This window comes from Streptomyces sp. NPDC033178 (assembly GCF_055577685.1).
This window is the reverse complement of record NZ_JBVIPT010000001.1, coordinates 418,608-444,746: the sequence shown is the minus strand read 5'-3', so window position 1 is coordinate 444,746 and position 26,139 is coordinate 418,608. Positions and strand designations below refer to the sequence as shown.

The following is a 26,139-nucleotide window of genomic DNA, read 5'->3' as shown; positions in this document are numbered from 1 at the left end:
CGCACTTGTCGGAGTTTCCCAACAAGTGGCGAATTCATGTCCGATTTTCAGCGCGGGCAGTTGCGCGGCTCACGACTCCGCGGTGTCCCGAGCGTCCCGCGTTCCTGCGCCACCGAGCTGCTGCGCTTTGATCGGCCGCGTCACCGTGCCGTCGGGCCCGTTGCCCCCGTGGGGAATTCCTCGCTCCCGATCACCCGCAGCAGCTCCAGCCGCTCGCGGGCCTCGGCGTCCGCCGGGGTGAGTACCAGCAGTTGCTGGCCCTGGTCGGGAGTGACCAGGGTCTCGCAGTCCATCGGCAGGCGGCCCACGCGCGGGTGCAGGAACGTCTTGCGGTCGGCGCGCCGGACCGCCACCTCGTGCTCGGCCCACAGTCGGCGGAAGTCGGCGCTCGCGGCCTGCAACCGGTCGACGAGCCCGGCGACGGTGGAGTCTCCGGTCCGGCGGCCGACGGCCGCCCGCAGGTCGGCCACGAGTTGGCGGGCGTGGCGTTCCTGCTCCTCGGGCGGGCCTACGGCGCGGGCAGCGGGGTCGGTGAACCAGCGATGCACGACGAAGCGCCGGTCGCCGGAGAAGCCGGTGAGGTCGCCCATGAGCAGGAGGGCTGTCCGGTTCTGGGCGAGGACCTCGCCCAGGTCGGACAGCACCAGGGCCGGGGTGTCGCCGAGCAGGCCGAGCATGCGGATCAGGCCGGCGCGGGCCTGGCGGGCTACTCCGTCGGCGGGCGGGGGCCGGTGGCCGGCCAGGTGGAACAGGTGGTCGCGCTCGTCGTCGGAGAGGCGCAGCGCCCGGGCCAGCGCGCCGAGCAGCTGGGTCGAGGGCTGACTGCTGCGGCCCTGTTCGAGGCGTACGACGTAGTCCACCGACATGCCGGCGAGCATGGCCACCTCTTCGCGGCGCAGGCCGGTGGTGCGGCGGCGTGGGCCGTCGGTGATGCCGACCTCGGCCGGGCGGATCGCCTCGCGGCGGCGGCGCAGGAAGTCGGCGAGCTGCTCACGTTCCATGGCCCCATCGTCCCTCGCGGCGGGGGAGCCGAGCCAGGGAGCGGCTCTCCCAGGATGAACGCTCCGCTCCCGTGCGTCGCGGCGCGGCCGCAGGGTGGCTGACAGACCGACGACGAAGGAGAACGCGATGCAGACACGAACCCTGGGCAGCACCGGCCCGGCCGTTTCCGCGCTGGGCCTGGGTGCGATGGGCATGTCGGGTGCTTACGGCGTGGCCGACCGCACGGAGAGTATCGCCACCGTGCACGCGGCGCTGGAGGCCGGCGTGACGCTGATCGACACCGGTGACTTCTACGCCATGGGCCACAACGAGATGCTGCTCGCCGAGGCGCTGGACGGCCGGGACCGGGACAGCTACCAGCTGAGCGTCAAGTTCGGCCAGTTGCGGGGTCCGGGCCGCGAGTTCGGCGGGCAGGACGGCCGGCCCGAGGCGGTGAAGAACTTCCTGGCCTATTCGTTGACCCGGCTGGGCACCGACCACATCGACATCTACCGTCCCGCCCGGCTGGACCCGGCGGTACCGATCGAGGAGACGGTGGGCGCGATCAAGGAGATGATCGACGCCGGGCATGTCCGGCACCTCGGCCTCTCGGAGGTCGACGCCGCGACGATCCGCCGGGCGCATGCCGTCCACCCGGTCGCCGACCTGCAGATCGAGTACTCCCTCCTGTCCCGCGCGGTGGAGGCGGACATCCTGCCCACGCTGCGGGAGCTCGGCATCGGCCTGACCGCGTACGGCGTCCTCGGCCGCGGTCTCATCTCCGGGCACTGGTCCGTCGACCGCACCGCCGGCCCCGGTGACGGCCGCGGCTTCAGCCCGCGGTTCTCGAGCGGGAACGTGGAGCACAACCTCGCCCTCGTGGAGGCACTGCGCCGGGTCGCCGACGCGAAGGGGTGCACGGTCGCCCAACTGGCCATCGCCTGGGTGGCCGCACAGGGCGGCGACGACGTCGTGCCGCTGGTCGGCGCCCGCACCCGCGAGCGTCTGGCCGAGGCGCTGCCCGCGCTGGAGGTGAACCTCACCGCGGACGGACTCGCCGAGATCGAGAAGGTGGTGCCGCCGGGCGCGGCACGCGGCGACCGGTACCCGTCCGCGTTCATGGCCGGTCTGGGCGTGGGGAACTGAGTCCGCATACCCGTCAGCACTCCGAAGGGGTCTGTAACGGACCTCGATCCGGAACCAGCGACCCCGCCACGCCTACGCGTGGATCCAGGTCAGGTGGCCCGCAACTCGAACCAGTCGAAGGCCGCGCTGCCCCGCGTGGCGTACATGCCGAAGACACGACCGGTGAAGCCACCGGCGACCTCGGTGGTGAGGTAGCGGCCGTCGAGTTCGGCGAGGATCTCGAACTCCCCGCTGCCCGTCTCGTAGCCCAGGCGGAGGGTGTCGGGACCGCCGGCTCTGAGGCCGGGCGGGGGAGTCGCGTCTGCTTCCGTGCCCCGGCTCGTGACCGTGGGCGGCAGGACGTCGGAGGTCGTGACGTCGATCCGCAGGGTCACGAGCCCGGACGGTACGGTCCGCTCGGCGATGGAGTGGCGCAGCGGGCCGATCCTGGCGATCGCACGGATCATGCCGTCGCCCGCCTCCACCTCGTAGTGGTGCGCCTCGTCCAGCCGTACGGCGAGTCCGCCCAAGCCCCCTTCGGCGACGTCGACCAGCGTGCGCGCGGTGCAGTCGGCGTCGTGCTGCCGTCGTCCGACGAAGAGCGCGCCGGGCTTGTCCAGGCTGTCCGCGCGGGCGTGGAGCACCAGGTGGCCCGGCCGCTCGTCCAGACGAACGGCTTCCGGATCACTCCGGCGAAGCGACACCCAGCACGGAGCGAGCGCGGGGGAGTCGAAGTCGTCCCGACCCGGCTCCTGCGGCCAGGGATACGGTGGCAGCGCCGGGGCCGACGCGCGCAGCTCCAGTGGCCCGGGCAGCGGCCACTCGTCCTCCCACCGGACCGGTGCCAGGAACGTCTCCCGGCCCATGCCGTGGTACATCGGTGTGTCGCCACGGGGCCTGGTGCCCAGCAGAACCATCCACCACGTGCCGTCGTGCGCCTGTACCAAGTCGCCGTGGCCGGTGTTCTGCACCGGATGGTTGGTACTGCGGTGGGACAGCACGGGGTTGGCCGGGTGTGGTTCGAACGGCCCGGGCAGAGTACGGGCCCTGGCCACCGAGAGCGCGTGCCCGCGTTCGGTGCCACCCTCCGACAGCAGCAGATACCACCAGCTGCCGACCTGGTACAGGTGTGGACCCTCGGGATACTGCAGTCCGCTGCCCGACCACATCGGCACCGGCTCGCCGAGCAGTTCGCCGGACTTCGGGTCGATGCGGACTCCACGGATCCCGCCCGAGGAGAACACGCACCAGCAGGTCCCGTCCTCGTCCCAGGCCAGGTCGGGGTCGATACCCGGTACGCCGACCCGCACCGGGTCCGACCACGGTCCCGCGGGATCCTCGGCGGTCACCAGGACGTTGCCCGCCCCGGCGACCACGGTTGTGATCAGCCAGAACCGGCCGTCGTGGTGCCGCAGAGTGGGCGCGTACACCCCAGTGGAGGACGGGGCCGTGTCGGGCAGCGCCAGCTGAGAGGGCCGGTCCAGGGCGTGCCCGATCAGCCGCCAGTGCACCAGGTCACGGCTGTGCCAGATCGGCACGCCCGGTACGTACTCGAAGCTGGACGTCGCCACGTAGTAGTCGTCGCCGGCCCGGCAGATGCTCGGGTCCGGGCTGAAGCCGGGTATTACGGGATTGTCGAAGAACGCCATGTCCGTCCTGAGGGGTGTGGTCGGGGGAAGCGCGTTCCGTGGGGAACATCCGCACGGGGTCAAGGGGTCGGACAGATGGGCCACGGGCCCCGAACTCGACGGTTGCCGACCGGAGTTCGCCGGTGAGCACCAGGTACAGGCCGTGGGTGTCCGGGAGTTGGTGCGCGAGGCCGACGGCGGGCCGTGGTCCGGCTGCGGTTGTCGCCGGAGCTCGGTACCGGCGCGGAAGCGGGACTCACAGTAGGCAAACCCCTAGGTCGTGCGGCGATCGGCGACGGCTGGTGGAGACAGGGCGAGGCGGTACAGAGACCGACTGCAAGGCTGACTTGTCGAAGCGCTTCGAAGCTCGCACGCAGGCCTGCGTCATGTCAACAGGTCGGTGATGAGGTCTGATGGGGCTGATGCTGGAGCATGACGAGCCTCCACTCGACCTGTTGTGGGTAACGTTGTCCGTAGTTAGCATCTCCCAAGAGTTGAAGCGCTTCGACGAGAAGTGTCCGCGGTCTCCTTGTCACGTCGGGTGCTGGTTCAGGGGGTCTCGGTCGGTGGCGGCAGAGGGGCACCGACCGCTCGCGGCAGAATATGCAGTTCACTGGGGTGCCACACTGGAGAAATGGAGCACACGCGGCAGACCGGTGGCCAGGGTGACGGCAGTGAGCTGGGCTCCTTCCTGCGCGCGCGCCGAACCCGGGTGACGCCGGCCGACGTCGGCCTGCCCGCCGGCCCCGGCCTGCGTCGTACGCCCGGGTTGCGCCGTGAGGAGATCGCGACCCTGGCAGGAGTGAGCATCGACTACTACACCCGGCTCGAACGCGGCAAGGAGAACCGTCCCAGTGCGTCCGTCGTCGAGGCGCTCGCGTCGGCGCTGTGTCTGGACGAGGCGGAGCGCGAGTACCTGCGCGGCCTGGCCGCTCTCTCGGCCCGCGGCGGCGGAACCGGGGGACCGGGTCCGGCCGGAGAGCGTCCGGTCGTGGACCGGGGCGTCACACTGCTCCTGGAGTCGCTGCGCCCCAGCCCCGCCCACGTCGTCAGCCGGACCTACGAGCTGCTGGCCGCCACCCCCGGCGGCCTGCGCCTGCTGCCCGGCATGACCGACATCCCTGCCGGGCAGCGCAACATCGTACGGTGGCTGGCCCTGCACCCCGCCGCCCGCGCCCTGTACCGGGACGACTGGGAGAACCAGATCCGCGGCTGCGTGGCCCGGCTGCGTGCACTGGCCGGTACCGAGCCCGACGCCGCGGGCCTTGCTCCGCTCATCGACGAACTGCGCGACGGGAGTCCGGACTTTGCCCGCCTGTGGGAGCAGTACGACATCCAGGGCCACACCACCGGCCGCAAGACCTTCCACCATCCCGAGTTCGGCGTCTTCACGCTCGGCTTCCAGGCCATGGACCTCGACGGCACCGGCGGCCATCGCGTGATCTTCTACCACGCGGAGCCGGGCACCTCCGAGTACGACGTGCTGGTGCTCCTCGACATGGACCGGCCGCGGCCGGCGGCACCGGACCACCTGCCGGCCGCGGACCGGCGCGCCTGACGGGGCCGTCGGGACGGCTCGGTGGCAGCGGTCAGGATGCCGTCAGCTCCCCGGCGCGCAGGGCCGCGGTCACCCCGCCGTCCATCAGCAGATCGGTGCCGGTGATGAACCCGGCGTGTTCTCCGAGAAGGAAGGCCGCTGCCTCCGCGACCTCGTCCGGCGTGCCGAACCGCCCGGCGGCCGACACCTCGCGCACGTGTTGGAACCACTCGGCGCGAGGGCCCGAGAGCTCGTCCTTGGCCAGCGGAGTGATGATCACTCCGGGGCTGACGGCGTTGACCCGTGCTCCGCGCTTGCCCCACGCGGCGGCGGCAGTCTGCACCCGCAGTACATTGGCCCGCTTGGAGAGCGCGTAGGCGTGGACGGAAGAACCCACCTGGTCGGGCTGGAGGAACGGTAGCGCGAGCAGTCGCGAGGTCTCGGTGGTCCCCAGCGCGTGCTCGATCTCGGGCGCGTACGGACTTTCCCGGTGTCCGGCCATGCTGGCGACCACGATGCCTGCTCGGCCGGCGGCGATCACGCGGGCGAACGCGTCCAGGACCAGCGCCGTGCCCAGCAGGTCGACATGCAGGACCCGCTCCGTACTCGCCTGGGTGGGTGAGACACCGGCGTTGTGCACCACCCTGGTCACCGGACCCAGCTCGGCCGCCGTGCCGGCCAGGGCCTCGACCGCGTCGCGGTCGGACACGTCGGTGATCTGGGTGGTCACTTCGTAGCCCTGGTCGCCCAGGTGCTCGGCGGCCTCGGCGAGTGCCTTGTCGTTCTGGTCGGCCAGAAGCAGGAGGCGGCCGGTGCCCACACGGCGGGCGATCGCGCGGCCGATGCTGCCTGCGCCGATGATGACAGCGATTTCTGTGCTCATGCCAGGATCCTTCGCTGTCACGGGGTGACCATCACCTTCAGTGCTTCCCGGTCGGCCATCGCGCGGTAGCCGTCGGGGACGTCGTCCAGGCCGACGGTACGGTCGAAGACGCGGCCGGGTTCGATGCGGCCCTCCAGGACGTCGGGGAGGAGTTCCTCGATGTAGGCGCGGGCCGGGGCGACCCCGCCGGTAAGAGTGATGTTGTTCATGAACTCCGGGAAGCCGAGAGGAACTTCGGGGTACTGGGGTGCGCCGACGCGGCTGATGGTGCCGCCCGCGCGGACCGCGCCGATGGACATCTGCAGGGCGGGCAGGGTGCCGACACATTCCAGGACGGTGTGGGTGCCGTCGCCGCCGGTCAGGTCCCGTACGCGCTCGATGCCCTCCTCGCCGCGCTCGGCGACGACGTCGGTGGCGCCGAAGTCACGGCCCAGGCCGGTGCGGTCCTGGTGTCGGCCCATCAGGATGATCCGCTCCGCACCGAGCCGCCTGGCGGCCAGCACGGCGGACAGGCCGACGGCTCCGTCGCCGACGACCGTGACCGTCGTACGGGGGTTGACCCCGGCGGTGACCGCACTGTGGTGGCCGGTGCAGAACACGTCGGACAGGGTGAGCAGGGATGGCAGCAGGGCCGAGTCCTCGGCCACCGGCAGCCCGACCAGTGTGCCCTGGGCCTGCGGGACGCGTACCGCCTCGCCCTGACCGCCGTCGATGCCCTCACGCCCCCAGGTACCGCCGTGCCAGCACGACGTGTGCAGTCCCTCGGCACAGAAGGTGCACGTGTTGTCGGACCAGACGAACGGGGCAACCACCAGATCACCGCGCTTGAGCCCGGACACCTGCGCGCCGAGTTCCTCCACCACGCCCAGGAACTCATGACCCATCCGCTGCCCCTGCTCCGAGGCGGGCAGAGAGCCGTAGGGCCACAGGTCACTGCCACAGACACAGGCGCGGGTCACGCGGACGATGGCGTCGGTGGGCTGCTGGATCTTCGGGTCCGGAACGTCCTCGACCCGGACGTCCCCTGCTCCGTACATGAGTGTTGCTCGCACGGTCCTTCTCCTTCAGGTGGTTCAGCGGGTGCTGCTGCGCGGCGCGTTGTACACCGCGTCGTCGACCTTCTCCAGCCAGGTCGTCTCCGGGCTTCCGTCACCGACGCCCTCCCACAGAGCGAGATGTTCCATGAAGTGCTCGGGAACGGCACCATGCCAGTGCTCCTCGCCGGGCGGGGTGTGGACGGTGTCGCCCGGCTGAGCCTCGATCACGGTGCCGTCACGGGTGCCGATCAGAGCGACACCGGAGACGATGTGCAGGGTCTGACCGAGCGCGTGGGAGTGCCAGTCGGTGCGGGCGCAGGGTGCGAACCGCACCAGGTTGGCACGAATCCGGGACGGTTCCTGGCCGGCGAGAATGACGTCGAACCAGACGTCGCCGGTGAACCAGTCGGCGGGAGCTTTGACGGTGGGCTGCTTCTTGAGGAGTTCCATGGTGCCGTTCCGTGAATCGAGGGCCGGTCGGGCCGAGGCGTCACTTCGACGATGGCCGGCCTTGAGTGAGGTGCTGGTGTCCAGGGCGCTGGGCCATTCGGAACCGAAGCCGCTGTGGAGGGTGGCGGCCGGTCGGCCCTTCTCCGGTCAGTCTGTTGTCCAGCATTCCGCTTGCCGCACGCGTGTGGCAGGTCGAGCTGTTCGGGGGAGCCGTGTGCGGGGGAACAGCAGGGCCCCCCTCCGCACCGCGCACACCGTCTCTGCACGCTCGGCGTCTGGAGTTCCACCGCGGCGGCCGACGTTCTGATCTGTCGCGGCGCACCATGGGAATGGGAGGACGCCTTGGGCGAGGTCATGTCGAGGTCGAGGTCGAGGTCGAGGTCGAGGATCGCGTCGAGGTCGGGGGCACCTGGCTCGGCGTAGTACGTGACCAGGCGACGGCCGGGCGAACCCTCCGGCTGAATGCCCCGGTAGCGGAGGAGTTCGCCGGCCGGCGGGGCCAGGTCGGGCGCGTCGGGATCGATCCACGGCGGCAGCCGGCCGGCAGGACCGCGGTCGGCCGGTTGACAGACAGGGGCGGTCAGGACGGGGGAGGAGTGGTCTGGTCCTCCACAGCCACCAACGGGTCGTCGTGTGTCTGTGCCCCCTTGGCGACCTGCTCCTGCCCCAGCATGTCGAGCAGGACCATTGCCCGCTCGGGTTCCACGCGAGCAGGTCCATCGTGCGGCTCACCACGACCGCGGGGTTGGGCCGCAGGCTTTCCAACAGGAACTCGATTCCGGGCCCTACTGACGAAGTGGGCGCAGCCGCGAGCGCCGGGGCGGTGGTGCGGGCGGCGCACACGGCGAGGTCCCGCAAGTGCGCGTGCTCGCGCTCGTCCAGCGCGCTCGTCCAGCGGGAGGACCCGGGCCGGCGCGTCGATGACGGACGGGCTCGGGCGGGACTCCTTGCCGCGTTCAATGCGCGTGCAGTAGTCGATGCTCACGTCGGCGAGGGCCCAGCTCCTCGCGGCGCAGCCCCGGGGTACGACGCAGGCCGTGGCCGGAGGGAGACCGGCCGCCTCGGGGGTCACCGGGTGCGGTGGGCGCGTAGGAAACGCCCCAGTTCCGTGCCGTCGCTGCCGTTGCGCTGCTCACGTGCCATGTGCTCAGTGGCAGGTCGGGCGTACCGGATCCATGAGCTGTGGGCACGCACTGTGAGGGGCCCTGCCACACCCCCGAACAGCGCTCCCCTGCACAGCTCGGCCTGCCACGGGACGGGCCCGGCGCGCAGGCTGGGTGTCGGTCGAGGAACACCCTCCGCGCAGGGAATCCATCCCGTTTCGTTCTACAGGAGAACCACCCGTGTCCAGTTCTGTCGTGTCGGACAGGTCGTCCGCCGATACCGCCGGCGGCCGACGCGGCACCGCGAACGGTGCCCGTTGGGCGCTGGCGGCCGCTCTGCTCGGCTTCTTCGTGATGACACTCGACGCCCTGATCGTCAACGTCGCCCTGCCGGAGATCGGGCGTGGCTTCGGCGGCGGCATGACGGGCCTGCAGTGGGTGGTGGACGGCTACACGCTGATGTTCGCCGCGCTGCTGCTGTCGGCCGGGTCGGTGACCGATCGGATCGGTGCGCGGCAGGCGTTCGGGGCGGGGCTCGTGGTGTTCACCGTCGCCTCGGCGGCCTGCGGTTTCGCACCGAACCTGGGTGTGCTCGTCGTGGCCCGACTGGTGCAGGGTGCAGGCGCCGCGGTGATCGTGCCGGCGTCGCTGGCGCTGATCCGCGAGGCGTTCCCCGACCCCACCCGGCGTGCCCGGGCCATCTCGATCTGGGCGATGGGCGGTTCGGTGGGCGCCGCGGCAGGACCGGTGCTGGGCGGTGTGCTCAGTGAGCTCAGCTGGCGGATGATCTTCTTCGTCAATCTGCCGGTGGGTTTGCTGGCACTGTTCCTGCTCACCCGGACCGCGCGTTCGCCCCGCCAGGGCGACGCTCCGTTCGACTGGATCGGCCAGATCGCCGCGGTCGCGGCGATGGGCGGCCTGACGTATGCCGCGATCGAGGCCGGTGCCGTGGGCATCGGCGCGCCGCGCGTGCTGCTCGCGCTCGCGGTGGCCGTGGCGGCGGCGGTGGTCTTCCTGACGTCCCAGGCACGCGGCCGGAACCCGATGGTGCCGCTGGAACTCCTGCGCGCCCGGACGATGGCGCTCTCGGCGACCGTGGGTTTCGCGCTCAACGTCGGCTTCTACGGCATGATCTTCCTGCTCGGCCTGTACCTCCAGCAGGAGCAGGGTCTGTCGCCGATGGCCACCGGGCTGGCGTTCCTGCCGATGACGCTGCTGACCGCGGTCGTCAGCCCGACGGCGGCCCGGCTCGCCGCGAGGTTCGGGCCGCGGATGCCGATCATCACCGGGCAACTCCTGATGGCCACCGGCCTGGTGGCACTCTGCGTTCCGACGGCCTCGGCGCCCGCCTGGCTGCTGGTCCTGCTGATGATCCCGGTCGGAACCGGCGGCGGCCTCGCCGTACCGGCGGTGACCTCACTGCTCCTCGACCGCGTCCCCGCTCAGCGGGCCGGCACCGCGAGCGGTGTCCTCAACGCCTCCCGCCAGCTCGGTGGCGCCCTGTCCGTGGCCGTCTTCGGCGCCCTGGTCTCGAACCACGCGCACTTCCTGCACGGGCTGCGCACCAGCCTCCTGATCGCCGCGCTGCTCGTGGCCCTCACCGCGGCGGCATCCCTACTCCTCAAGGGGAAGACCTCATGACCTCGACCTCGGCCTGGACGAGCCAGGAACTCGACAGCATCGAACACGCGGAGGAACTGGCGATCGCCTCCGTGCGGCGCAGCGGCGAGCTGGGCGGTCGGCGGACGATCTGGATGGTCCGCGTCGGCGACGGCATCTACGTCCGTTCCGTCAACGGCCCCGGCTCCGACTGGTACCGCGGCACCCGGGCCCGCCAGGAAGGCCGTATCCAGGCGGGCGGGGTCGAGAAGGACGTCATGATCATCGACACCGGCGACGAGGTCAACGACGCCGTGGACACCGCGTACCGGACCAAGTACGGGCACTACGCCGCGTACATCGTCAAGGCCATCACCAGCCCCGAGGCGAGCTCCACCACGATGCGGCTCGAACCGCGCTGACCGAACTCCGCCGACCCAACCCCCCTACGAGCTACAGCAGCTCCACCAGAACCACCAGATCGGAGAAGCCATGCTCACCGTCAACGCGTACTCCGCCACGGCCGCTGCCGAACCTCTCGCGCCGACCACCGTCGAACGTCGTGACGTCGGCCCGCACGACGTCCTCATCGAGATCAAGTACTGCGGTATCTGTCACTCCGACATCAGCCACGCCCGCAGCGAGTGGGGCGAGCAGGTCTATCCGATCGTGCCCGGCCACGAGATCGCCGGCATCGTCACCGACGTCGGCTCCGAGGTCGGCAGGTTCGCCGTCGGCGACCGGGTCGGTGTCGGCTGCCTGGTGGAGTCCTGCCGCGAGTGCGAGTCGTGCCTGAAGGGCGAGGAGCAGTACTGCCTGAACGGCAACACCCTCACCTACGGCGGCATCGACGAGGACGGCACGATCACCCAGGGCGGGTACTCCACCCACGTCGTCGTCACCGAGGACTTCGTCGTCCGCATCCCGGAGGGCATCGACCTCGACGCGGCGGCCCCGCTGCTGTGCGCGGGCATCACGACGTACTCCCCGCTGCGCCGCTGGGGTGCGGGTCCGGGCAGGAAGGTCGCTGTCATCGGTCTCGGCGGACTGGGCCATGTGGCCGTGAAGCTCGCGCATGCGATGGGCGCCGAGGTCACCGTGCTGTCGCAGTCGCTGAAGAAGATGGACGACGGCCTGCGCCTGGGCGCCGACCACTACCACGCCACCAGCGACCCGGCCACCTTCGAGCAACTGGCCGGCACCTTCGACCTCATCATCAACACGGTCAGCGCGAAACTCGACCTCGACGCCTACCTCGGCCTGCTGGCCGTGAACGGCGCCCTGGTCAACGTCGGCGCCCCCGCCGAGCCGCTGTCGCTCAACGTGTTCTCGCTGATCATGCGCGGCCGGTCGTACGCCGGTTCGCTGATCGGCGGCATCCGCGAGACGCAGGAGATGCTCGATTTCTGCGCCGAGCACGGCATCGGCTCCGAGATCGAGGTCATCCCGGCCGACAAGATCAACGAGGCCTATGAGCGTGTCCTCGCCTCCGACGTGCGCTACCGCTTCGTGATCGACACCTCGACGTTGGCCTGACCCACGGCCGCGTCCGCCTGAGACCACCCCGTACGAGGAGCCGCGCCCCCGAGAGCCCTCGTACGGGGTGCCGCCGACAGAACAGTGACCAGGCTTGATGCTCGTTGAAGGTCCTCTTGCCCCCGCGGGAGTTCCTGCTGGTTCCGCGGCACCCGAGCCCGCCACGAGGGCCGTCTCAAGGCCGGCGGGGTCGAGAAGGACGTGGCGTTCGAGGACGTCGACGGGGAGATCAACGACGCGGTCGACGCCGCCCACCGCACCAAGTACGGCCGCTACTCCGCCAACACCATCGAGCGCATCACGAGCGCCACCGCGGGCTCGACGACCATGCGGCGGCGCCTTCGACGCAGCCGCCCGAGATGCTGCCGACGGCATTGCCGTCGGCGTCCACGGCCAGCGCGGTACCGACGGGCAGAGGTGCACTGCCGCTGACCTGGACGACGGTGGCGAGGGCGAAAGGGCAGGCCTCGCGGCACCAGGTGTGCAGCGTCTCCGCGATGTTCAGCACAGGTGGGTCTCCAGGAAGGAACAGCAGGCTCCAGGCCCTGCGCAGCGGTGCGTGTGCACCGCTGCCCGCGGCGTGACTCAGAGCAGCGACTCGGCGGTGATGGGCAGATTGCGTACCCGGCGGCCGGTGGCATGGAAGACGGCGTTGGCGATGGCGGGTGCCACGCCCACCAGGACGACCTCGCCGAGGCCCTTGACGCCGAGGGGGTCGGCCTCGTCGTCCCGGCCGTCGACGTAGATCGCCTTGAGTTCGGGGACGTCGGCGTTGACCGGTACCAGGTAGTCGGCCAGGTTGGCGTTGACTATCCGGCCGTCGCGGTGGTCGGTGACGGTGTGTTCGAGGAGTGCCATGCCGATGCCGCCGGTCATTGCGCCGATGGCCTGGCTGTCGGCGAGCTTGGGGCTGATGATGCGGCCCGCGTCGAAGACGCCGAGCATCCGCCGCACCCGGACCAGACCGAGGCGGGCGTCGACGGCGACCTCGGCGAACACCGCGCCGTAGGCGTACATCGAGGACCGGGACTGCCCCGGGGTCCAGGACCCGACCGCTTCGAGGTGCGTGCGGTTGTTGCGGGTGAGGAGCTGCCGATAGGTCTCCCCGCGCGCGGGGTTGTCGCTCACGTGCAGTCGGCCGCCCCGTACGACGATGTCGTCGGCGTCGATGCCGAACAGCGGTGAGTCCTCGTCCCCGACGGCGAGTTCGATCGCCTGCTGTCGTAGTTTGTCGCAGCCGTCCTGGACGGTGGATCCGACGCTGGCCATGGTCAGCGAGCCGCCGTGGAGCGGGGCCGTGGGCATGTTCGTGTCGCCGAGCCGGAACGTCACGTTGCGGACCGCCAAGCCGAGGGCGTCGGCGGCGACCTGCGTCATGGAGGTGTACGTGCCGGGGCCCATGTCGCTGGTCGAGGACTCGACCAGGGCGGTGCCGTCGGCGTCCAGCCGCACGCCGGCCTGGCCGGGAGCGCGCAGGGTGTCGTAGAGCGCGGTGGCCATGCCGGTGCCGATGAGCCAGTCGCCGTCGCGGGTGGAGCGGGGCCGGGGGTTGCGGCGATTCCAGCCGAACTCACGGGCGCCGACGGTGTAGCACTCGCGCAGCCGCCTGGTGGAGAACGGCCGCCCGCTGGACTGGTCGTTCTCGGGTTCGTTGCGCCGCCGCAGCTCGATCGGATCGATGCCCAGTTCGTGGGCGAGTTCGTCCATCGCGCTCTCGATGGGGAAGGCGGCGGTGGAGTAGCCAGGGCCGCGCATCGGGGTCGGGGTGTTCACGTCCAGCGGCACCGTCCGGTGCGTCTGGGCGACGTTGGGCGTGGTGTAGAGCATCTGCCCCGGGGAGACGACACCGCGCTCGGCGAACGTCTCGTAGCTGGACGTCTCGGCGCGCAGGTCGTGGGTCATCGCGGTCAGCCGTCCGCGGCGGTCGCTGCCCAGGCGCACCTTGTACTCGTACGCCGGCCGGTAGCCCACACCGAAGTAGAGCTGCCTGCGTGTCAGTACGAGCTTGACCGGCCGGCCCGCCTCGCGGGCGGCGAGGGCCGCGATGGTGATGTGTGGCCAGGCCCGCGCGGCATTGCCGAACGCGCCGCCGACGAACGGCGAGATGACCCGGATGTTCTCCGCCGGGATGCCGAAGTTGGCGGCGAGTTCGTCCCGCGGGCTCTGCACCCACTGGGTCTTGTCCCACAGCGTCAGCCGGTCGCCGTCCCACTGGGCGACGGTGGCGTGGAGCTCCATCGCGTTGTGGTGGTTGCGGGCGGGACGGTAGGTCATCTCCAGCCGTACGGGGGAGGCTTGCAGGGCCGCCTCCGCGTCACCACGCGCGTAGGTCCTGGGCTCGCCCGCCGGCGGAGCGTCTGTGAGGTCTGTGGTGGACTGCTCGCTGTCGTAGTCGAGCTTCACCATGCTCGCCGCGTGCTGGGCGGCCTCCAGCGTGGTGGCCACGACGACGGCGACCGGCTGGCCGTGGAAGCGGACCCGGTCGTCCTGGAAGACGCGCAGCCGCTCACCCGGAAGGTTGAGCGATCCCGGATTGGGTCCGTACGGCAGCTTGGGGGCGTTGCGGTGGTGGATCACCTTCAGGACGCCGGGCCGGCCTTCGGCAGCGCGGGTGTCGATGCCGGTGATCCGGCCCTTGCCGATACTGCTGTCGACCACGACGGCGTGCACTACACCGTCGGGTTCGTGGTCGGCGGCGTACTTCGCCTGCCCTGTCACCTTGAGGCGCCCGTCCACCCGGGAGAGCGGTGCGCCGACGGCTGCCTGCGGCTGGGGGCTCATGCGTTGTCTCCTACGATGCGCAGCTGACGTTCGACCGTCCGCTTGAGCAGTTCGACCTTGAAGCGGTTGTGTTCCAACGGCCGGGCCCCGTCCGCAGCCGATGCCGCCGCCTGGGCCCAGAGCCGCTCCGAGGGCCGTTCGCCGACGAGGGCTTCTTCGACGGCGGGCAGCTTCCACGGCACGGTGCCCACTCCTCCGGCGGCCACCTTCGCCTCGCGGATCACGCCGCCGCGGACGTGCAGGGCGACGGCGGCGGAGGTGAGGGCGAACTCGTAGGACTGCCGGTCACGGACCTTCAGGTAGCCGGACTTCAGCGGGCGCGGGTAGGCCGGGATTTCTACGGCGGTGATCAACTCGCCTTTGCTGAGGGCCTGTTCGCGGTTCGGAGTACTGCCCGGCCGTAGCAGGAAGTCGGTGAAGGGGACACTGCGTGCGCCGTCCGGGCCGAGCAGATGCACCCGTGCGTCCAGGGCGGCGAAGGCGACGGCCGCGTCGGAGGGGTGGGTGGCAACGCAGTCCTCGGAGGTGCCCAGGATCGCGTGGGTGCGGTTGTACCCCTCGCGCGCGGCACAACCGGAGCCGGGCTCGCGCTTGTTGCAGGCGGCGGTCACGTCACGGAAGTAGGTGCAGCGGGTGCGCTGCATGATGTTGCCGCCGATGGTGGCCATGTTGCGCAGTTGGGCGGAAGCGCTCAGCTCCAGCGCCTGCGAGACGACCGGATACGTGGTGCGCACCTTGCGGTGGGCGGCGGCCTCGCTCATGGTCACCAGGGCGCCGATCCGCAGCCCGCCACGCTCGGTGACGGTTACCTCGTCCAACGGCAGACCACTGATGTCGACGAGGGTTTCGGGCCGTTCGACGGTCTCGCGCATCAGGTCGACCAGGGTGGTCCCGCCCGCGATGTACCGCCCACCGCGCCGACCGGCTTCGAGAGCCTCACGCGTGCTGGGTGCCTTGGTGCATGAGAAGGGATACATCGCCACTCACTTCCGGCCCGAGGCCTGCTCGACCGCGCGCACGATCTTCACGTAACACCCGCAGCGGCAGATGTTGCCGCTCATCCACTCCCGGATCTCCTCGGCGGAGCCGGTGTGGCCTTCCTGCATGCAGCCGACGCCCGACACGATCTGGCCCGGCGTGCAGTAGCCGCACTGGAACGCGTCCTGGTCGATGAACGCCTGCTGCAGCGGGTGCAGTCGATCGCCCCTGGCCAGGCCCTCGACGGTGGTGACCTCGGCGCCGTCCAGGCGCACCGCCAGGGTGAGGCAGGAGTTGACGCGGCGTCCGTCGACCAGGACCGTGCAGGCCCCGCAGGCGCCGGCGTTGCAGCCCTTCTTGGAACCGGTCAGACCGAGGTGTTCGCGCAGCAGGTCGAGGAGCGAGGTCCGGTTGTCGACGGTGACGGCGTGCCGCCGGCCGTTGACCGTCAACGAGACGCGGCTGCTGGGGACCGGTGCCTCGGCGGCGACCGCTTCCTCGACGCCGAGCGCGGACGGCGCCGCGACCAGACCGCCCGCCGCGATGACACCACCGGCCGCGGACGTCGTTGCGATGAAGGTACGACGCGAGGGTGCGGAGGGCGGCCGGGTGGGGGGAGACGTGGCTGACTCGGAGGTTTCGGTAGACATGCTCACTCTCTCGACACGAGGAAGGTGGGGGACTTGCTGACCGGCGTGAGCCCAGGACGGAGGTTCACTGTTGCCCCTCATGGCATTTCGGCTTCTGCCCAGCCTGGCGGGACAACTGGCCGGGTGGCAGGCCGTGTTGTGCCGGGGAACGGTGTGCCAGGGTGTGAGAGGGCCCCTCTTCCCACCTGTCCCACGGGGCACGGCGATGTAAGACTGGGCCGTTTGGGGAACGGGTTCAGCCCCGCGGAATGCCGACGCGCCGCAGCCATGACTCGACTTGGGCATCGGCCTCCCGGACTTCCTCGCCGCGCACCGCGAGCCCTTCCCCGATGGTCGCGCCCGGGCAGGACGCCGCGTAGTCCCGCTCGGTGGTGCCCAGTCCGCTCATCGCATACGTCGTGAGCGGATGGACCGTCTTGCCGCGGAAGTCGTACCTCTCGGTGAAGGTCGACATGATCATGGGCGCTCTGACGTTCCAGATGGGGCTGCCCAGCAGCACCACGTCGTAACGCTCGATCGAGGACGGAGGGTCGACCATGGCGGGCCGTGCATCGGCGTCCTGTTCGCGGACATTGCGCGCCACTGTCTCGTCGTAGTCGTCGGAGTAGGGGTCGACGGGTTCGATGCGGTGCACGTCGCACTCGATGCGCTCGCTGATCATTTCGGCCAGAACCTCGGTGTTCCCGACCTTGAGATTCGTACGCCCGCCGTAGGAGTAGTTCTCGCCCGGCCGGGAGAAGTAGGCCAGCAGGATCCGCTGCCGCGGCGAGGCCGCCGAGGCAGATCGCCCGGTGGACTCCGGCGTCGGCCCGCTCGGCTTCGACGGGGAACAGCCGGTGATCTGGACACCGGTCATGACGGCGGCTCCTCCCAGGAGTACGCCTCGAAGGAGCGCGCGACGCCCCGGCGCGGCGGGTTTGCCCTGCCCGGCGCCGACTCCGCCGGCAGTCATCCGCTGATTCCGCTGGTTCCGCGAAGGGAACGGACGGCATCGAGATCGGCACGCACCCTTCGCGGCTCGGCTTCGACAGGAAGGTCGGGCGGGTCCAACACGCCGTCCACGGTGCCGGACTCGTCGCTCCTCAGAGCGCCGAAGAGCTCTGCCCAGTCCGACGGCTCTTCGCCCTCGGTGGCGATCAGCTCGAACGTCCTGCCCAGCGCGGTGTCGGTCAGCAGGCTGCGCACCAGCGTCTCGGCGATCTGGTCGCGGGCGACCCCGCCATCGGCCGTGCCGCCCTGTTCCAGGACGAGCCTCCGCTGAGCGGGGCCGGCAATGTCGAACCAGCCGGGCCGGACGACCGTGTACGGCAGGCCACTGGCCCGCAGGAGTCGCTCGGAGCGCCGCTTCCACGGGGTCGCACCGGGGATGTCGCTGCGCGTGGCGTAGATGGAGGTCATCAGCGCCACGCGCGGCCGGGCGCCGTCGAGGGCCTGCAGGATGTTGCGTACGCCGCCGTAGTCGACGTGCGCACGGGCGTCCGGGCGGGAGTCGCCACCGGATCCGTGGGTGAGGACGATCGCGTCGGCTCCGCCCACGGCGCGCCGCAGTGAGGCGGGGGCCTCAAGGTCGCCCTGTACCAGCTCGACACCGGGGAGCAACTGCTCGGCCCGCCGCAGATCGCGAACGAGTGCCCGCGGGCGCAGGCCCTGTCGCTGTGCGGCGCGCACGGCGAGCTGTCCGATGCTGCCGGTCGCGCCGACCATGAGTACGTCGGTGATGTTCTGGTTCTGGGACATGGTGAGGTCCTGGTCCGTGAGGTGAGTGCTGCCGTGAGGGCGGCGAGGCGGAGATCCTCAGGCGCGGGTGCCTCGGTCCGGGGCGGGTGAAGGCACCCGCGCGCGCGAGTTCAGGAGCGGTTGTCGCCGTCTGCCGGGTCAGCCGTCCAGACGCCGCGCGCTGAGCCAGCTGACCATCTCCGGTGCGTGGTGGTCGAAGAACAGCGTCCCCCCGGTGTCCAGGGTGGCGATGGCCGCCATCTGGTCGTCGGTGAGGTCGAAGTCGAAGATGTCGATGTTCTCCGCCATGCGCTCGGCGCGGACCGACTTGGGGATGGCGACGACACCGCGCTGGGTCAGCCAGCGGAGCACGACCTGCGCCACGGACTTGCCGTGCTTCTCGCCGATCCCGCTCAGGACCGGGTGGGTGAAGATGTTGTTCTTGCCTTCGGCGAACCCGCCCCATGACTGGATCTGCACGCCGTGCTCGCGCATGAGCTCCTGGTCGGTGGTGCGCTGGAAGAACGGGTGGGTCTCGATCTGGTTGACCGCGGGGGTGACCTCGTTGTTGATGACGAGGTCGAGGAGCCGGTCGGGGTAGAAGTTGGCGACGCCGATCGCCTTGGCGCGGCCCTCGCGGTTCAGGTCCTCCATGGCACGCCACTGGCCGTACACGTCGCCGTAGGGCTGGTGCATCAGGTACAGGTCGAGGTAGTCCAGGCCGAGCTTGGTCAGGGACGTCTCGAAGGCGCGCTTGGTGTTCTCCTCGGCGGGCGCGTCCTGAACCCACAGCTTGGTGGTGACGAACAGTTCTGCGCGCGGGATGCCGCTGTTCTTGATGGCGCGGCCGACGGCCTCCTCGTTCTGGTACGCGGCAGCCGTGTCGAGCAGCCGGTAGCCGGCCGAGAGGGCGTCGGTGACGGCCTGCTCGGTCTGTTCCGGCGGGATCTGGTAGACGCCGAAGCCGAGGATCGGCATTTCGACGCCGTTGTTGAGGGTGACGGTCTGCATGGGATCTTCTTTCTGTACGGGGAGGGGCGAGGCGGGGCGCGGCAGGTGACCGGTCAGTGCTCGAGGAGACGAGGCGCGCGTCTGCGACTGATGGCGGCGACGGCCCGGGGCACCGCCGAGGCGGCGGGCGGCGTTCAGCACACCACTGGTGACGTCGGTCCGTTCGGCAGGCGCGCTCTCCAGCAACTCCAGCAACAGTGGCACCAGCGGCAGGAATGCCGTGCTGGTGGCGAGTGCGCTCCGCCCGACCAGCGTCGGCCGCGCGCCGGACCTGATCTGCGGCGGCGGGCCGGCCGCGCCCACCGTGAGCGGTGCGGTTGCGGCGGACGTGGACAAGGGACGATCTCCTGCACTGGAAGAGCCGAGCTGACAGAACACGAGCCTCGCGCCTTTTTGTCCGCTGTGGCAGGCCGGGCCGTACAGGGGAGCGACATTCAGGGGTGTGACAGGGCCCCCCACACGCCTCCCACGCAGGTCAGCGCGGTGTGAGACTGTCGATATGGCATCGGAGCGAAGCACCAGCAGGAGCGCCGACATGGAACTGGGCCGGTTCCTGCACGCGCGCCGCACCCAGACCAGCCCTGAGCAGGTCGGTCTCACCGTGGGCACGGGCCTGCGCCGCACCCCTGGCCTGCGCCGCGAGGAACTGGCCACACTCGCCGGCATCAGCATCGACTACTACGTACGCCTGGAGCGCGGCAAGGAGACCCGCCCCAGCCCCTCGGTGCTGGACGCACTGGCCCGTGCCCTGCGTCTCGACGACGCCGGGCACCAGCACCTGCGCGAGCTCGCAGCCCGGGCCGCCCGGTACGCCCCCGAGCCTGCGCCGCCGCCCAGCCGGACCGTGCGCCCCCATCTGAAGCTGGTCCTGGAGACCATGCGGCCGGGGCCCGCCTACGTCATCAGCCGCAGCATGGACCTGCTCGCCTGGAATCCGGGCGGCCTCGCCCTGTACGCAGGCCTGGCCGACTGGCCCGCCACTCAGCGCAACCTCGCCCGCTACCTGTTCCTCCACTCCACCGCGCGCACCCTCTTCCCCGACTGGGACTACCAGGTCCGCGGCTGCGTCGCCCGGCTCCGCGCCTTTGCCGGCACCGACCCGGATGCCCCCGACCTCACCAGCCTGGTGGGTGAGCTCCTGCTGAAGAGCCCCGACTTCGCCAAGCTGTGGGAGCGCTACGACGTCACTGGGCGCAAGAAGATCGAGAAGACCTTCCACCATCCCGAGGTCGGCATCCTCACTCTCAGCGGCCAGAGCATGCACCTCGAAGGGACCCCCGGCCAACGTCTGGGCGTCTACACCGCCCTACCAGGGACCCCCGACCACGACGCCATGCTCCTGCTCGACGCGAGCGTCCCCCAGTCCGCCGGGCATGCCAGTAGGTCGGCCGAACAGCAACGGCGCACACGGTCCTGACGAACACCAACCGTCTGTCCGGCACCGTGCCAGGGACGGTGGGGCGCCGCGGGGTCAGGTCGACGACGACGTGCTCTCGTCCTGGGACGCGGTCGGTGCGTGCGGCGCCGACTGGGAGCCGAGCAGGTCGAGAAGGACGAGGGCGTCGTGGTCGGCGGTGCCGGGCTCGGCGTAGTACATGATGAGGCGGTGGCCCGGTGTGCCTTCCAGTTCCATGGACTGGTAGCCGAGGGTGAGGTCGCCGACGTCAGGGTGGTGGAAGGTCTTGCGGCCGTGGGAGTGGCCCTTGATGTCGTAGCGCTCCCACAGGCGGGCGAACTCCGGGCTTTTCAGCAGGAGTTCACCGGCGAGCCGGGCCAGGTCCGGGGCATCGGGGTCGGTGCCGGCCAGGGCGCGCAGGCGGGCGACGCAGCCGCGGACCTGGGTGGCCCAGTCATGGAAGAGGCTGCGGGCCGCGGGGTGGAGAAAGACGTAGCGGGCGATGTTGCGCTGCCTGGTCGGCCACTCCTCGATCCCGGTCAGCAGTTTCAGCCCGCTGGGGTTGGCCGCGAGCAGGTCGTTGGTACGGCTGACCACGTGAGTGGGGTTCGGCCGCAAGGTCTCCAGCAGCAGCTTCACGCCCGGCCGGATGGTCCGGTTGGGCAGCGCCGGAGGTTCCGGCGAGGTGCGGGCGGCGAGGGCGACGAGGCTGCGCAGATGCTCGTGTTCGTCCTCCTCCAGGCGCAGGGCGCGAGCCAGGGCGTCGACGACGGACGGGCTGGGCCTGGTTTCCTTGCCGCGTTCCAGGCGGGTGTAGTAGTCGATGCTGATGCCGGCGAGGGTGGCCAGTTCCTCACGGCGCAGACCGGGCGTGCGGCGCAGTCCCGGGCCGACCGTGAGACCGGCCTCGGCGGGGGTGATCCGGCCCCGGCGGGCGCGCAGGAAGCGTCCCAGCTCGGTGCCCCCGCTGGTGGGCTGCTCACGTGTCATGTCTTCGAGTGTGCGGGTGCAGGTGACCCGCCGGTAGACGCGTGGGGGGCCCTGTCATGCCCTGGAACGCGGTTCCCCGGCACAGCGCGGTCTGGCACGTGTCGCGTGCGCGAGGAACTGTTGACCGTGTGGGGACCCCCGTCCCAGAGGGCCGTCGGCACCTCCGTAAACTTGTCATCACTTCGATCCAACTCGGCGGGAAACTGAAGTCCTTGGCGGAGGCGCGGCGCGCCCCGAAACGCACCAGGGCGATCGCGTCGAGCGTCGGCTCGACGGGCGGCACCCGCTGTCCTACCGTGACCTGCCGCAGGTGATCCGTCGTCGGACGATGAACGTCTCCGTGACCTCGACCAGGGGACGGACGTCGAGCCCGTCGGTGCCGGGCACCTCGTCGCGGTACATGCCGTCGGGCCGGAACTCCGCCGGGTCGGCACCGGGCGCCCCACGCAGCAGGCTCACGGCAGACATCGGTTGGACGACGAAGTCGGCGCGGTCGGAGTCGACCAGACACGGCGCGCTCTCTCCGGCGGCGCGTGCGAACTCCGCCGCGGCCTCGGCCCGTACGACCCCCAACGACTGCCGCTCCCAGCTCCCGATTGTCGCCCGGGCCCGTTCCACCACCAGCTCCAACGCGACACTCGTGGCCATACGTCGTCCCCGGTCCCTGCGGTGGTCCGGTGCCCGGACGCCAAGGACCGAGCATCCTCGGCCGCCATGGAACCGGCCCGTACAGCGGACCGGTCCGCTTGGCGGCGTTCGCCGGCACCACATGATCGTGGTCAGGCCGAAGCTGCGGATTCCGCGAGCCTCTGGAACTCTCCGAGGTCGTAGTTGGCGAGCGTCGAGTCCAGGTTGGTGAGAGCGCCGAGGTGCTCGACGAAGCCCTTCGGGTCGTACTCGATCTGCAAAGTGACCCGGCTCGCGGTGTCGCTCAGCCGGTGGAACGTGACAACTCCGGCATGGTGCACGCCCTGGGTGGTGTGCCAGGCGATCCGCTCCTCGGGGACGACCTCGGCCAGTTCGGCGACGAAGTTCTTGTCCGCGCCGGGCAGGGACAGTTGCCAGGCGAAACGGCGTTCGTCCAGAGGCTCCACCAGGCGGACGTGGCTGAGGAAGGACGGCCACCTCGCCACATCGCTCCACAGAGCCCAGGTGACGGACACGGGGGCCTGGATGTCGACGGTCTCCACCAGAGAAGCGGACACAGAGGTACCTCTTTTACGGTCGGCTGGGGCGCTGGGCCCGACGGATCAGTGGGACCCGGTTACCCGCGTACGTCCCACCCACACGACGTATGAGGCCGGGCCCTTCGCGATGCCGCATACGAGGCGGAAGCGCGGGCGGCCCATGTCCGAGCCGTCGGACGGGGCCTTCACGACCCGGCAGACGGCAAGGGAAGCGCTTCGGGGTCGAGGTCCAGGCGCGTCATGCGGCGCATGGCGCTGAAGGCGTCGAACCAGGTTTGGTTCTCCCTCTTGAGTTCTCGATGACTGCCGCACGGATTTCATTCCAGGTCTGCGCCATGGCCGCGAGGTAGGAGGCGTACAGCTCTCGTTTGATTGCCGTCTGGCGTGCTGATTGCTAACAGTCCCGAGGATTGTCCCCCAGTCCGCTTGCACAGACTGGGAAACCTCCAGCTGTCGGAACAGACACAGCGGTCGGGGATGAAGAGGTCCGTGGACTGGCGGTGGCCGAGGGGCTATGCCGGGCCGTCGGCGTGGCCGGTTCGCCAGGCCCAGGCGGCGATCTCGACGCGGTTTCGGGCGGAGAGCTTCAGCTGGACGCTGGTGAGGTGCGTCTTCACGGTCGAGAGCGAGACGAAGAGGGAGGCGGCGATCTCGGCATTGGCGTGGCCGATGTCGCCCGACGCGTCCACGGCTCCAAGCCGCCCGCTCCTCCGCAGACAGCAGCAACGGCTCCAACTTGGGGCCCAGGCAAGGAACTGACGCGCCAGCAGCAGAAGTCACGCAACTACTAACGATCAACTACTGGCGCAGGACACCAGCGCGCATTCGTGCAGCGGTTTCTATCGTTTCATCCGTACATGTGTGCAATGCCTGTATCTAGTTGATCCTGCCTCTACGGGCCGTGAAGTATTGCAGGTTGTGACGAGGAAACGGATACGGGTGTGCCCAGGAGGCGTCAGTGGGGGCAGGGCTGTTACCGCTGTTGTCACGGCGGTGGTCCTGGGGTTTGGGGCTGCAGGGTGTGGCACTCCGGGAGAGCCACTTGGCGGAAATCCACCTGTTGATGCCTCGGTGCCAGCAGCTACCCCGTCAGGGCCGACGACTCCCGGGCACAGCGGGGAGAGCGGAACCCCGGCTGACCAGGGCGACGGCGGCGGAACCGTCAACGGCCAGAGCGGCGAGCGCAGCACCGGCAGCGGTCGGAGTGACGACGATGGATCTGCCGCCGACGAGGATGACAGGGGCGGTGTCCTGGCTGACCGGGACAACGGTGGAGGGGCAGATGGGGACCCGGGGATTCCCCCCGTGGAACCGCCTCCAACGGACACCGAGCCACCCGCAGAGCCTGGCCCCATGGTCGTGGCCAGCGAGCCGGCGTCGACGCCGCCCCCGTGCAGCCCGACTCCGGATCCGGGCAACACGTGTTCGACATCCCCGACCGAGCCGGAGACCGGCATGCCACCCGAGGAGGGCTGACTGGATGGGCGCCGCCGTACCCCAGGAGCCGGCAGTTCCCTCCGCTACGCTCCGCCCGCCTGACCACCGACCCCGCCGCCGCGAGGTCCGCCGCGGGCCTGCACGTCACCGCCATCTCGGGGATGGGAACGCCTCACCACCGCCTGACCCGCATACGGACACAGGCGGTCGGCTGGAGCTTGTCAACTCGGCTTTCGGAGCGACGTCGTTCGTCGGCGGCCTGATGCTCTACGCCGGTTCCATCTACACCAACGCCTACTTCGGCTACTTCCACGTGGATAGCTTTGCCATGGGCTTCAGCACTTTGGAACTGGGGATGCGCAGCCTGCGGCTCGCCACGCTGCCGGCTCTGGTAGCCGTCGCCCTGGCGCTGCTGGTACCGGCTGTTCCACGACTGCTGATCACCCTGCACCTCGCAGAACGCCATGTCCGCCGCTTGCGCGTTTTCGGGCAAGCAGCGGCGCGGGCGTATCCGGCGTTCGTCGCCGCGGGGGTCGTGCTGATGGTGTTGTGGCGGTGGATCCAGCCTGCCGCCTGGTCGGCGCCCTTGCTTGTGGCAGCTGGACTCCTCCTCGGCCAGACGCGCAGTGCTGCTCCTGCGGGTGAGCCGCGCAGGCCCGCATGGGAGCGTGCCGTGTCTGTCTTGGTTGCGGGTCTCTTTCTGATCTGGGTGGTGGCCCTGATAGCTGGGCAGCTCGGCCGTCAGGACGCGCACCGCGATGCAGACCAGTTGGTGCGCCGCGTGGCCGTGATCGTGCTGAGCACCGAGCCGCTGAGCATCGCGGCGCCCGGCCCGCATGTGGAGGATCTGGGACCCGATGCGCACTACCGGTACCGCTACAGCGGCCTGCGGTTGCTGATCCAGCGTGATCAGCGCTACTACCTGCTGGGCCTGGGGTGGAGTAAGGCCACGGATCCCACGTACGTCATCGTGGACGACGACACCATTCGCATCGAGCTTCGGCCCGGTACTCAGCCGCGCACCCCTGCTTAGTGGTGCTTTGAGAGTGCTGGGTTTTTGCGGGCGAGGATCATGCAGTGCGCGAGCTGGAGGAATGCATCGTGCATGTCGTCTCTGGTTTCCCAGCGGATCCGTAAGCGGCGGGGCCCGTGGAGCCAGGCGATCGCGGACTCGGCAACCCACCGGACGCAGCCCAGGCCCGAACCGTGCGGCTGCCCCCGCCGGGCGATCCTTGGAACGATGCCGCGCTCGCGCAGCCGTCGCCGGTAACTGTCGTGGTCGTAGCCGCGGTCGGTGTATAACGCGCGGGGCTTGCGCCGTGGGCGGCCCCGCTTGCCCCGCACCGGCCCAAGACTGTCGATCAGCGGCAGGAGCTGGGTGACGTCGTTGCGGTGCCCGCCGGTCAGAGACACCCGCAGCGGAGTGCCGCGGGCGTCGGTCAGGACGTGATGCTTCGAGCCCGGTCGTGCGCGGTCAACCGGGCTCGGGCCGACTTTTGGGCTGCTTCGCCCCCGCTTGGCCTGCACGTGGGACGCATCGATCGTGGCGCGGGAGAAGTCGAGGCGGTCGGCTGCCCGCAACCCATCCAGCAGCACCCGCTGGAGCTCCTCCCACACCCCGGCCTCCTGCCACTCGGCCAGACGCCGCCAGCAGGTAGGACCCGAACCGAACCCCAACTCCTGCGGCAGGAACTCCCACTGGACACCGGTGTACAGGACGAACAGCACACCCTGCAGGGTCCTGCGGTCACCGATCCGCTTGCGCCCCGGATACCGGAAACGACGCTCATGCTTCGGCAACAGCGGTTCGATCACCGCCCACAACCCGTCACTGACCTCCCACGGCTTCCGCCGCGCCATGGTCACACCCCACAAAACACGGGATCACATACATCTCCACCGTGCCACAACAAGGTCATTCCGCAAGGACCCCTAAGTGGCAAAGGTCCTCGCGCCTTGACGGTTCCAGAGGGTGGTGTGCCGTCCGGCTGCAGGATCGCCCTCGAAGGATCGGCGGTGGGCGTGCTGGTCGACAGGGGTGTGGTGGTTGCCGTGGCTGGTGCTGGCGGGAACGAGCCGCGGGTGCTCGGGCCCGATGGCGTGGCTGGACCGGG

The 26,139-nt window shown here is 70.2% G+C and carries 23 protein-coding genes and 3 pseudogenes; 8 read left to right on the top strand and 18 right to left on the bottom strand.

The genetic code is table 11. The features are described 5' to 3' along the window. Nucleotides 1-140: 140 nt before the first annotated feature. Nucleotides 141-1,001 carry a helix-turn-helix transcriptional regulator gene (locus ACZ5VQ_RS02220; RefSeq protein ID WP_469103246.1) on the bottom strand — a complete coding sequence of 287 codons (861 nt, stop codon included), beginning with the start codon at nucleotides 999-1,001 and terminating at the stop codon, nucleotides 141-143. 127 nt (nucleotides 1,002-1,128) lie between these two features. Between ACZ5VQ_RS02220 and ACZ5VQ_RS02215 the strand changes: the two genes are divergently transcribed. Then, nucleotides 1,129-2,127 carry an aldo/keto reductase gene (locus ACZ5VQ_RS02215; RefSeq protein WP_469103245.1) on the top strand — a complete coding sequence of 333 codons (999 nt, stop codon included), beginning with the start codon at nucleotides 1,129-1,131 and terminating at the stop codon, nucleotides 2,125-2,127. An 89-nt stretch (nucleotides 2,128-2,216) separates the two neighbouring features. Here the strand turns inward: ACZ5VQ_RS02215 and ACZ5VQ_RS02210 are convergent, their stop codons facing one another. Then, nucleotides 2,217-3,755: a glycoside hydrolase family 43 protein gene (locus ACZ5VQ_RS02210; protein ID WP_469103244.1), complete on the bottom strand. Its 1,539-nt coding sequence runs from the start codon at nucleotides 3,753-3,755 to the stop codon at nucleotides 2,217-2,219. Nucleotides 3,756-4,368: 613 nt separating this feature from the next. Between ACZ5VQ_RS02210 and ACZ5VQ_RS02205 the strand changes: the two genes are divergently transcribed. Continuing rightward, on the top strand, nucleotides 4,369-5,292 hold the full coding sequence (locus ACZ5VQ_RS02205; protein ID WP_469103243.1) for a helix-turn-helix transcriptional regulator: 924 nt from the start codon (nucleotides 4,369-4,371) through the stop codon (nucleotides 5,290-5,292). A gap of 31 nt (nucleotides 5,293-5,323) precedes the next feature. Here the strand turns inward: ACZ5VQ_RS02205 and ACZ5VQ_RS02200 are convergent, their stop codons facing one another. The 4 genes from ACZ5VQ_RS02200 to ACZ5VQ_RS02185 form a co-directional block, all read right to left on the bottom strand. After that, nucleotides 5,324-6,154 (bottom strand): SDR family oxidoreductase, encoded by an 831-nt coding sequence (locus ACZ5VQ_RS02200; protein ID WP_469103242.1) that lies wholly within the window; start codon nucleotides 6,152-6,154, stop codon nucleotides 5,324-5,326. Between the two features lie 17 nt (nucleotides 6,155-6,171). Continuing rightward, nucleotides 6,172-7,206, bottom strand: a complete 1,035-nt coding sequence (locus ACZ5VQ_RS02195; RefSeq protein WP_469103241.1) for a zinc-dependent alcohol dehydrogenase family protein — start codon at nucleotides 7,204-7,206, stop codon at nucleotides 6,172-6,174. A 21-nt stretch (nucleotides 7,207-7,227) separates the two neighbouring features. After that, nucleotides 7,228-7,641: a (R)-mandelonitrile lyase gene (locus ACZ5VQ_RS02190; RefSeq protein WP_469103240.1), complete on the bottom strand. Its 414-nt coding sequence runs from the start codon at nucleotides 7,639-7,641 to the stop codon at nucleotides 7,228-7,230. A 580-nt stretch (nucleotides 7,642-8,221) separates the two neighbouring features. After that, nucleotides 8,222-8,347 (bottom strand): hypothetical protein, encoded by a 126-nt coding sequence (locus ACZ5VQ_RS02185; RefSeq protein ID WP_469103582.1) that lies wholly within the window; start codon nucleotides 8,345-8,347, stop codon nucleotides 8,222-8,224. 637 nt (nucleotides 8,348-8,984) lie between these two features. On the opposite strand from ACZ5VQ_RS02185, the gene ACZ5VQ_RS02180 reads away from it, so the two are divergent. The 4 genes and pseudogenes from ACZ5VQ_RS02180 to ACZ5VQ_RS02165 form a co-directional block, all read left to right on the top strand. Then, nucleotides 8,985-10,385 carry an MFS transporter gene (locus ACZ5VQ_RS02180; RefSeq protein ID WP_469103239.1) on the top strand — a complete coding sequence of 467 codons (1,401 nt, stop codon included), beginning with the start codon at nucleotides 8,985-8,987 and terminating at the stop codon, nucleotides 10,383-10,385. Then, nucleotides 10,382-10,765 carry a DUF2255 family protein gene (locus ACZ5VQ_RS02175; RefSeq protein ID WP_469103238.1) on the top strand — a complete coding sequence of 128 codons (384 nt, stop codon included), beginning with the start codon at nucleotides 10,382-10,384 and terminating at the stop codon, nucleotides 10,763-10,765. The genes ACZ5VQ_RS02180 and ACZ5VQ_RS02175 overlap by 4 nt, the downstream gene beginning before the upstream one ends. 70 nt (nucleotides 10,766-10,835) lie before the next feature. Then, the gene (locus ACZ5VQ_RS02170; RefSeq protein ID WP_469103237.1) at nucleotides 10,836-11,879 is read left to right on the top strand and encodes an NAD(P)-dependent alcohol dehydrogenase; all 1,044 of its coding nucleotides are present in this window, start codon (nucleotides 10,836-10,838) and stop codon (nucleotides 11,877-11,879) included. 183 nt (nucleotides 11,880-12,062) lie between these two features. After that, nucleotides 12,063-12,152: pseudogene (locus ACZ5VQ_RS02165) on the top strand (DUF2255 family protein); the annotation flags it as partial. A 61-nt stretch (nucleotides 12,153-12,213) separates the two neighbouring features. On the opposite strand, the pseudogene ACZ5VQ_RS02160 reads toward ACZ5VQ_RS02165, so the two are convergent. From ACZ5VQ_RS02160 to ACZ5VQ_RS02130, 7 genes and pseudogenes are all read right to left on the bottom strand, one after another. Further along, nucleotides 12,214-12,387 (bottom strand): annotated as a pseudogene (locus tag ACZ5VQ_RS02160) (XdhC family protein); the annotation flags it as partial. A 77-nt stretch (nucleotides 12,388-12,464) separates the two neighbouring features. After that, nucleotides 12,465-14,660: a xanthine dehydrogenase family protein molybdopterin-binding subunit gene (locus ACZ5VQ_RS02155; protein WP_469103236.1), complete on the bottom strand. Its 2,196-nt coding sequence runs from the start codon at nucleotides 14,658-14,660 to the stop codon at nucleotides 12,465-12,467. Continuing rightward, nucleotides 14,657-15,637: an FAD binding domain-containing protein gene (locus ACZ5VQ_RS02150; RefSeq protein WP_469103235.1), complete on the bottom strand. Its 981-nt coding sequence runs from the start codon at nucleotides 15,635-15,637 to the stop codon at nucleotides 14,657-14,659. The genes ACZ5VQ_RS02155 and ACZ5VQ_RS02150 overlap by 4 nt, the downstream gene beginning before the upstream one ends. Nucleotides 15,638-15,643: 6 nt before the next feature. Beyond that, nucleotides 15,644-16,288: a (2Fe-2S)-binding protein gene (locus ACZ5VQ_RS02145; protein ID WP_469103234.1), complete on the bottom strand. Its 645-nt coding sequence runs from the start codon at nucleotides 16,286-16,288 to the stop codon at nucleotides 15,644-15,646. Nucleotides 16,289-16,523: 235 nt separating this feature from the next. Next, nucleotides 16,524-17,144, bottom strand: coding sequence for a flavodoxin (locus ACZ5VQ_RS02140; protein ID WP_469103233.1), 621 nt, complete (start codon nucleotides 17,142-17,144; stop codon nucleotides 16,524-16,526). A gap of 92 nt (nucleotides 17,145-17,236) precedes the next feature. Then, complete coding sequence (locus ACZ5VQ_RS02135) at nucleotides 17,237-18,025, bottom strand: SDR family oxidoreductase (protein ID WP_469103232.1); 789 nt, start codon at nucleotides 18,023-18,025, stop codon at nucleotides 17,237-17,239. 138 nt (nucleotides 18,026-18,163) lie between these two features. Beyond that, nucleotides 18,164-19,015, bottom strand: coding sequence for an aldo/keto reductase (locus ACZ5VQ_RS02130; protein ID WP_469103563.1), 852 nt, complete (start codon nucleotides 19,013-19,015; stop codon nucleotides 18,164-18,166). 499 nt (nucleotides 19,016-19,514) lie between these two features. Here ACZ5VQ_RS02130 and ACZ5VQ_RS02125 point away from each other — a divergent pair, with 499 nt between their 5' ends. Then, the gene (locus tag ACZ5VQ_RS02125; protein ID WP_469103231.1) at nucleotides 19,515-20,432 is read left to right on the top strand and encodes a helix-turn-helix transcriptional regulator; all 918 of its coding nucleotides are present in this window, start codon (nucleotides 19,515-19,517) and stop codon (nucleotides 20,430-20,432) included. 54 nt (nucleotides 20,433-20,486) lie between these two features. Here the strand turns inward: ACZ5VQ_RS02125 and ACZ5VQ_RS02120 are convergent, their stop codons facing one another. The 4 genes and pseudogenes from ACZ5VQ_RS02120 to ACZ5VQ_RS02105 form a co-directional block, all read right to left on the bottom strand. Beyond that, a complete protein-coding gene (locus ACZ5VQ_RS02120) occupies nucleotides 20,487-21,401 on the bottom strand; it encodes a helix-turn-helix transcriptional regulator (protein ID WP_469103230.1) in 915 nt (304 codons plus the stop codon). Between the two features lie 291 nt (nucleotides 21,402-21,692). Continuing rightward, nucleotides 21,693-22,049, bottom strand: a complete 357-nt coding sequence (locus ACZ5VQ_RS02115) for a hypothetical protein (RefSeq protein WP_469103229.1) — start codon at nucleotides 22,047-22,049, stop codon at nucleotides 21,693-21,695. A 131-nt stretch (nucleotides 22,050-22,180) separates the two neighbouring features. Continuing rightward, nucleotides 22,181-22,606: an SRPBCC family protein gene (locus ACZ5VQ_RS02110; RefSeq protein ID WP_469103228.1), complete on the bottom strand. Its 426-nt coding sequence runs from the start codon at nucleotides 22,604-22,606 to the stop codon at nucleotides 22,181-22,183. Between the two features lie 494 nt (nucleotides 22,607-23,100). After that, nucleotides 23,101-23,259: pseudogene (locus ACZ5VQ_RS02105) on the bottom strand (response regulator transcription factor); the annotation flags it as partial. Between the two features lie 1,028 nt (nucleotides 23,260-24,287). Between ACZ5VQ_RS02105 and ACZ5VQ_RS02100 the strand changes: the two are divergent. Beyond that, on the top strand, nucleotides 24,288-25,058 hold the full coding sequence (locus tag ACZ5VQ_RS02100; protein WP_469103227.1) for a hypothetical protein: 771 nt from the start codon (nucleotides 24,288-24,290) through the stop codon (nucleotides 25,056-25,058). Here ACZ5VQ_RS02100 and ACZ5VQ_RS02095 read toward each other — a convergent pair. Further along, the gene (locus ACZ5VQ_RS02095; protein WP_469103226.1) at nucleotides 25,055-25,885 is read right to left on the bottom strand and encodes an IS5 family transposase; all 831 of its coding nucleotides are present in this window, start codon (nucleotides 25,883-25,885) and stop codon (nucleotides 25,055-25,057) included. The genes ACZ5VQ_RS02100 and ACZ5VQ_RS02095 overlap by 4 nt on opposite strands. Between the last annotated feature and the right edge of the window lie 254 nt (nucleotides 25,886-26,139).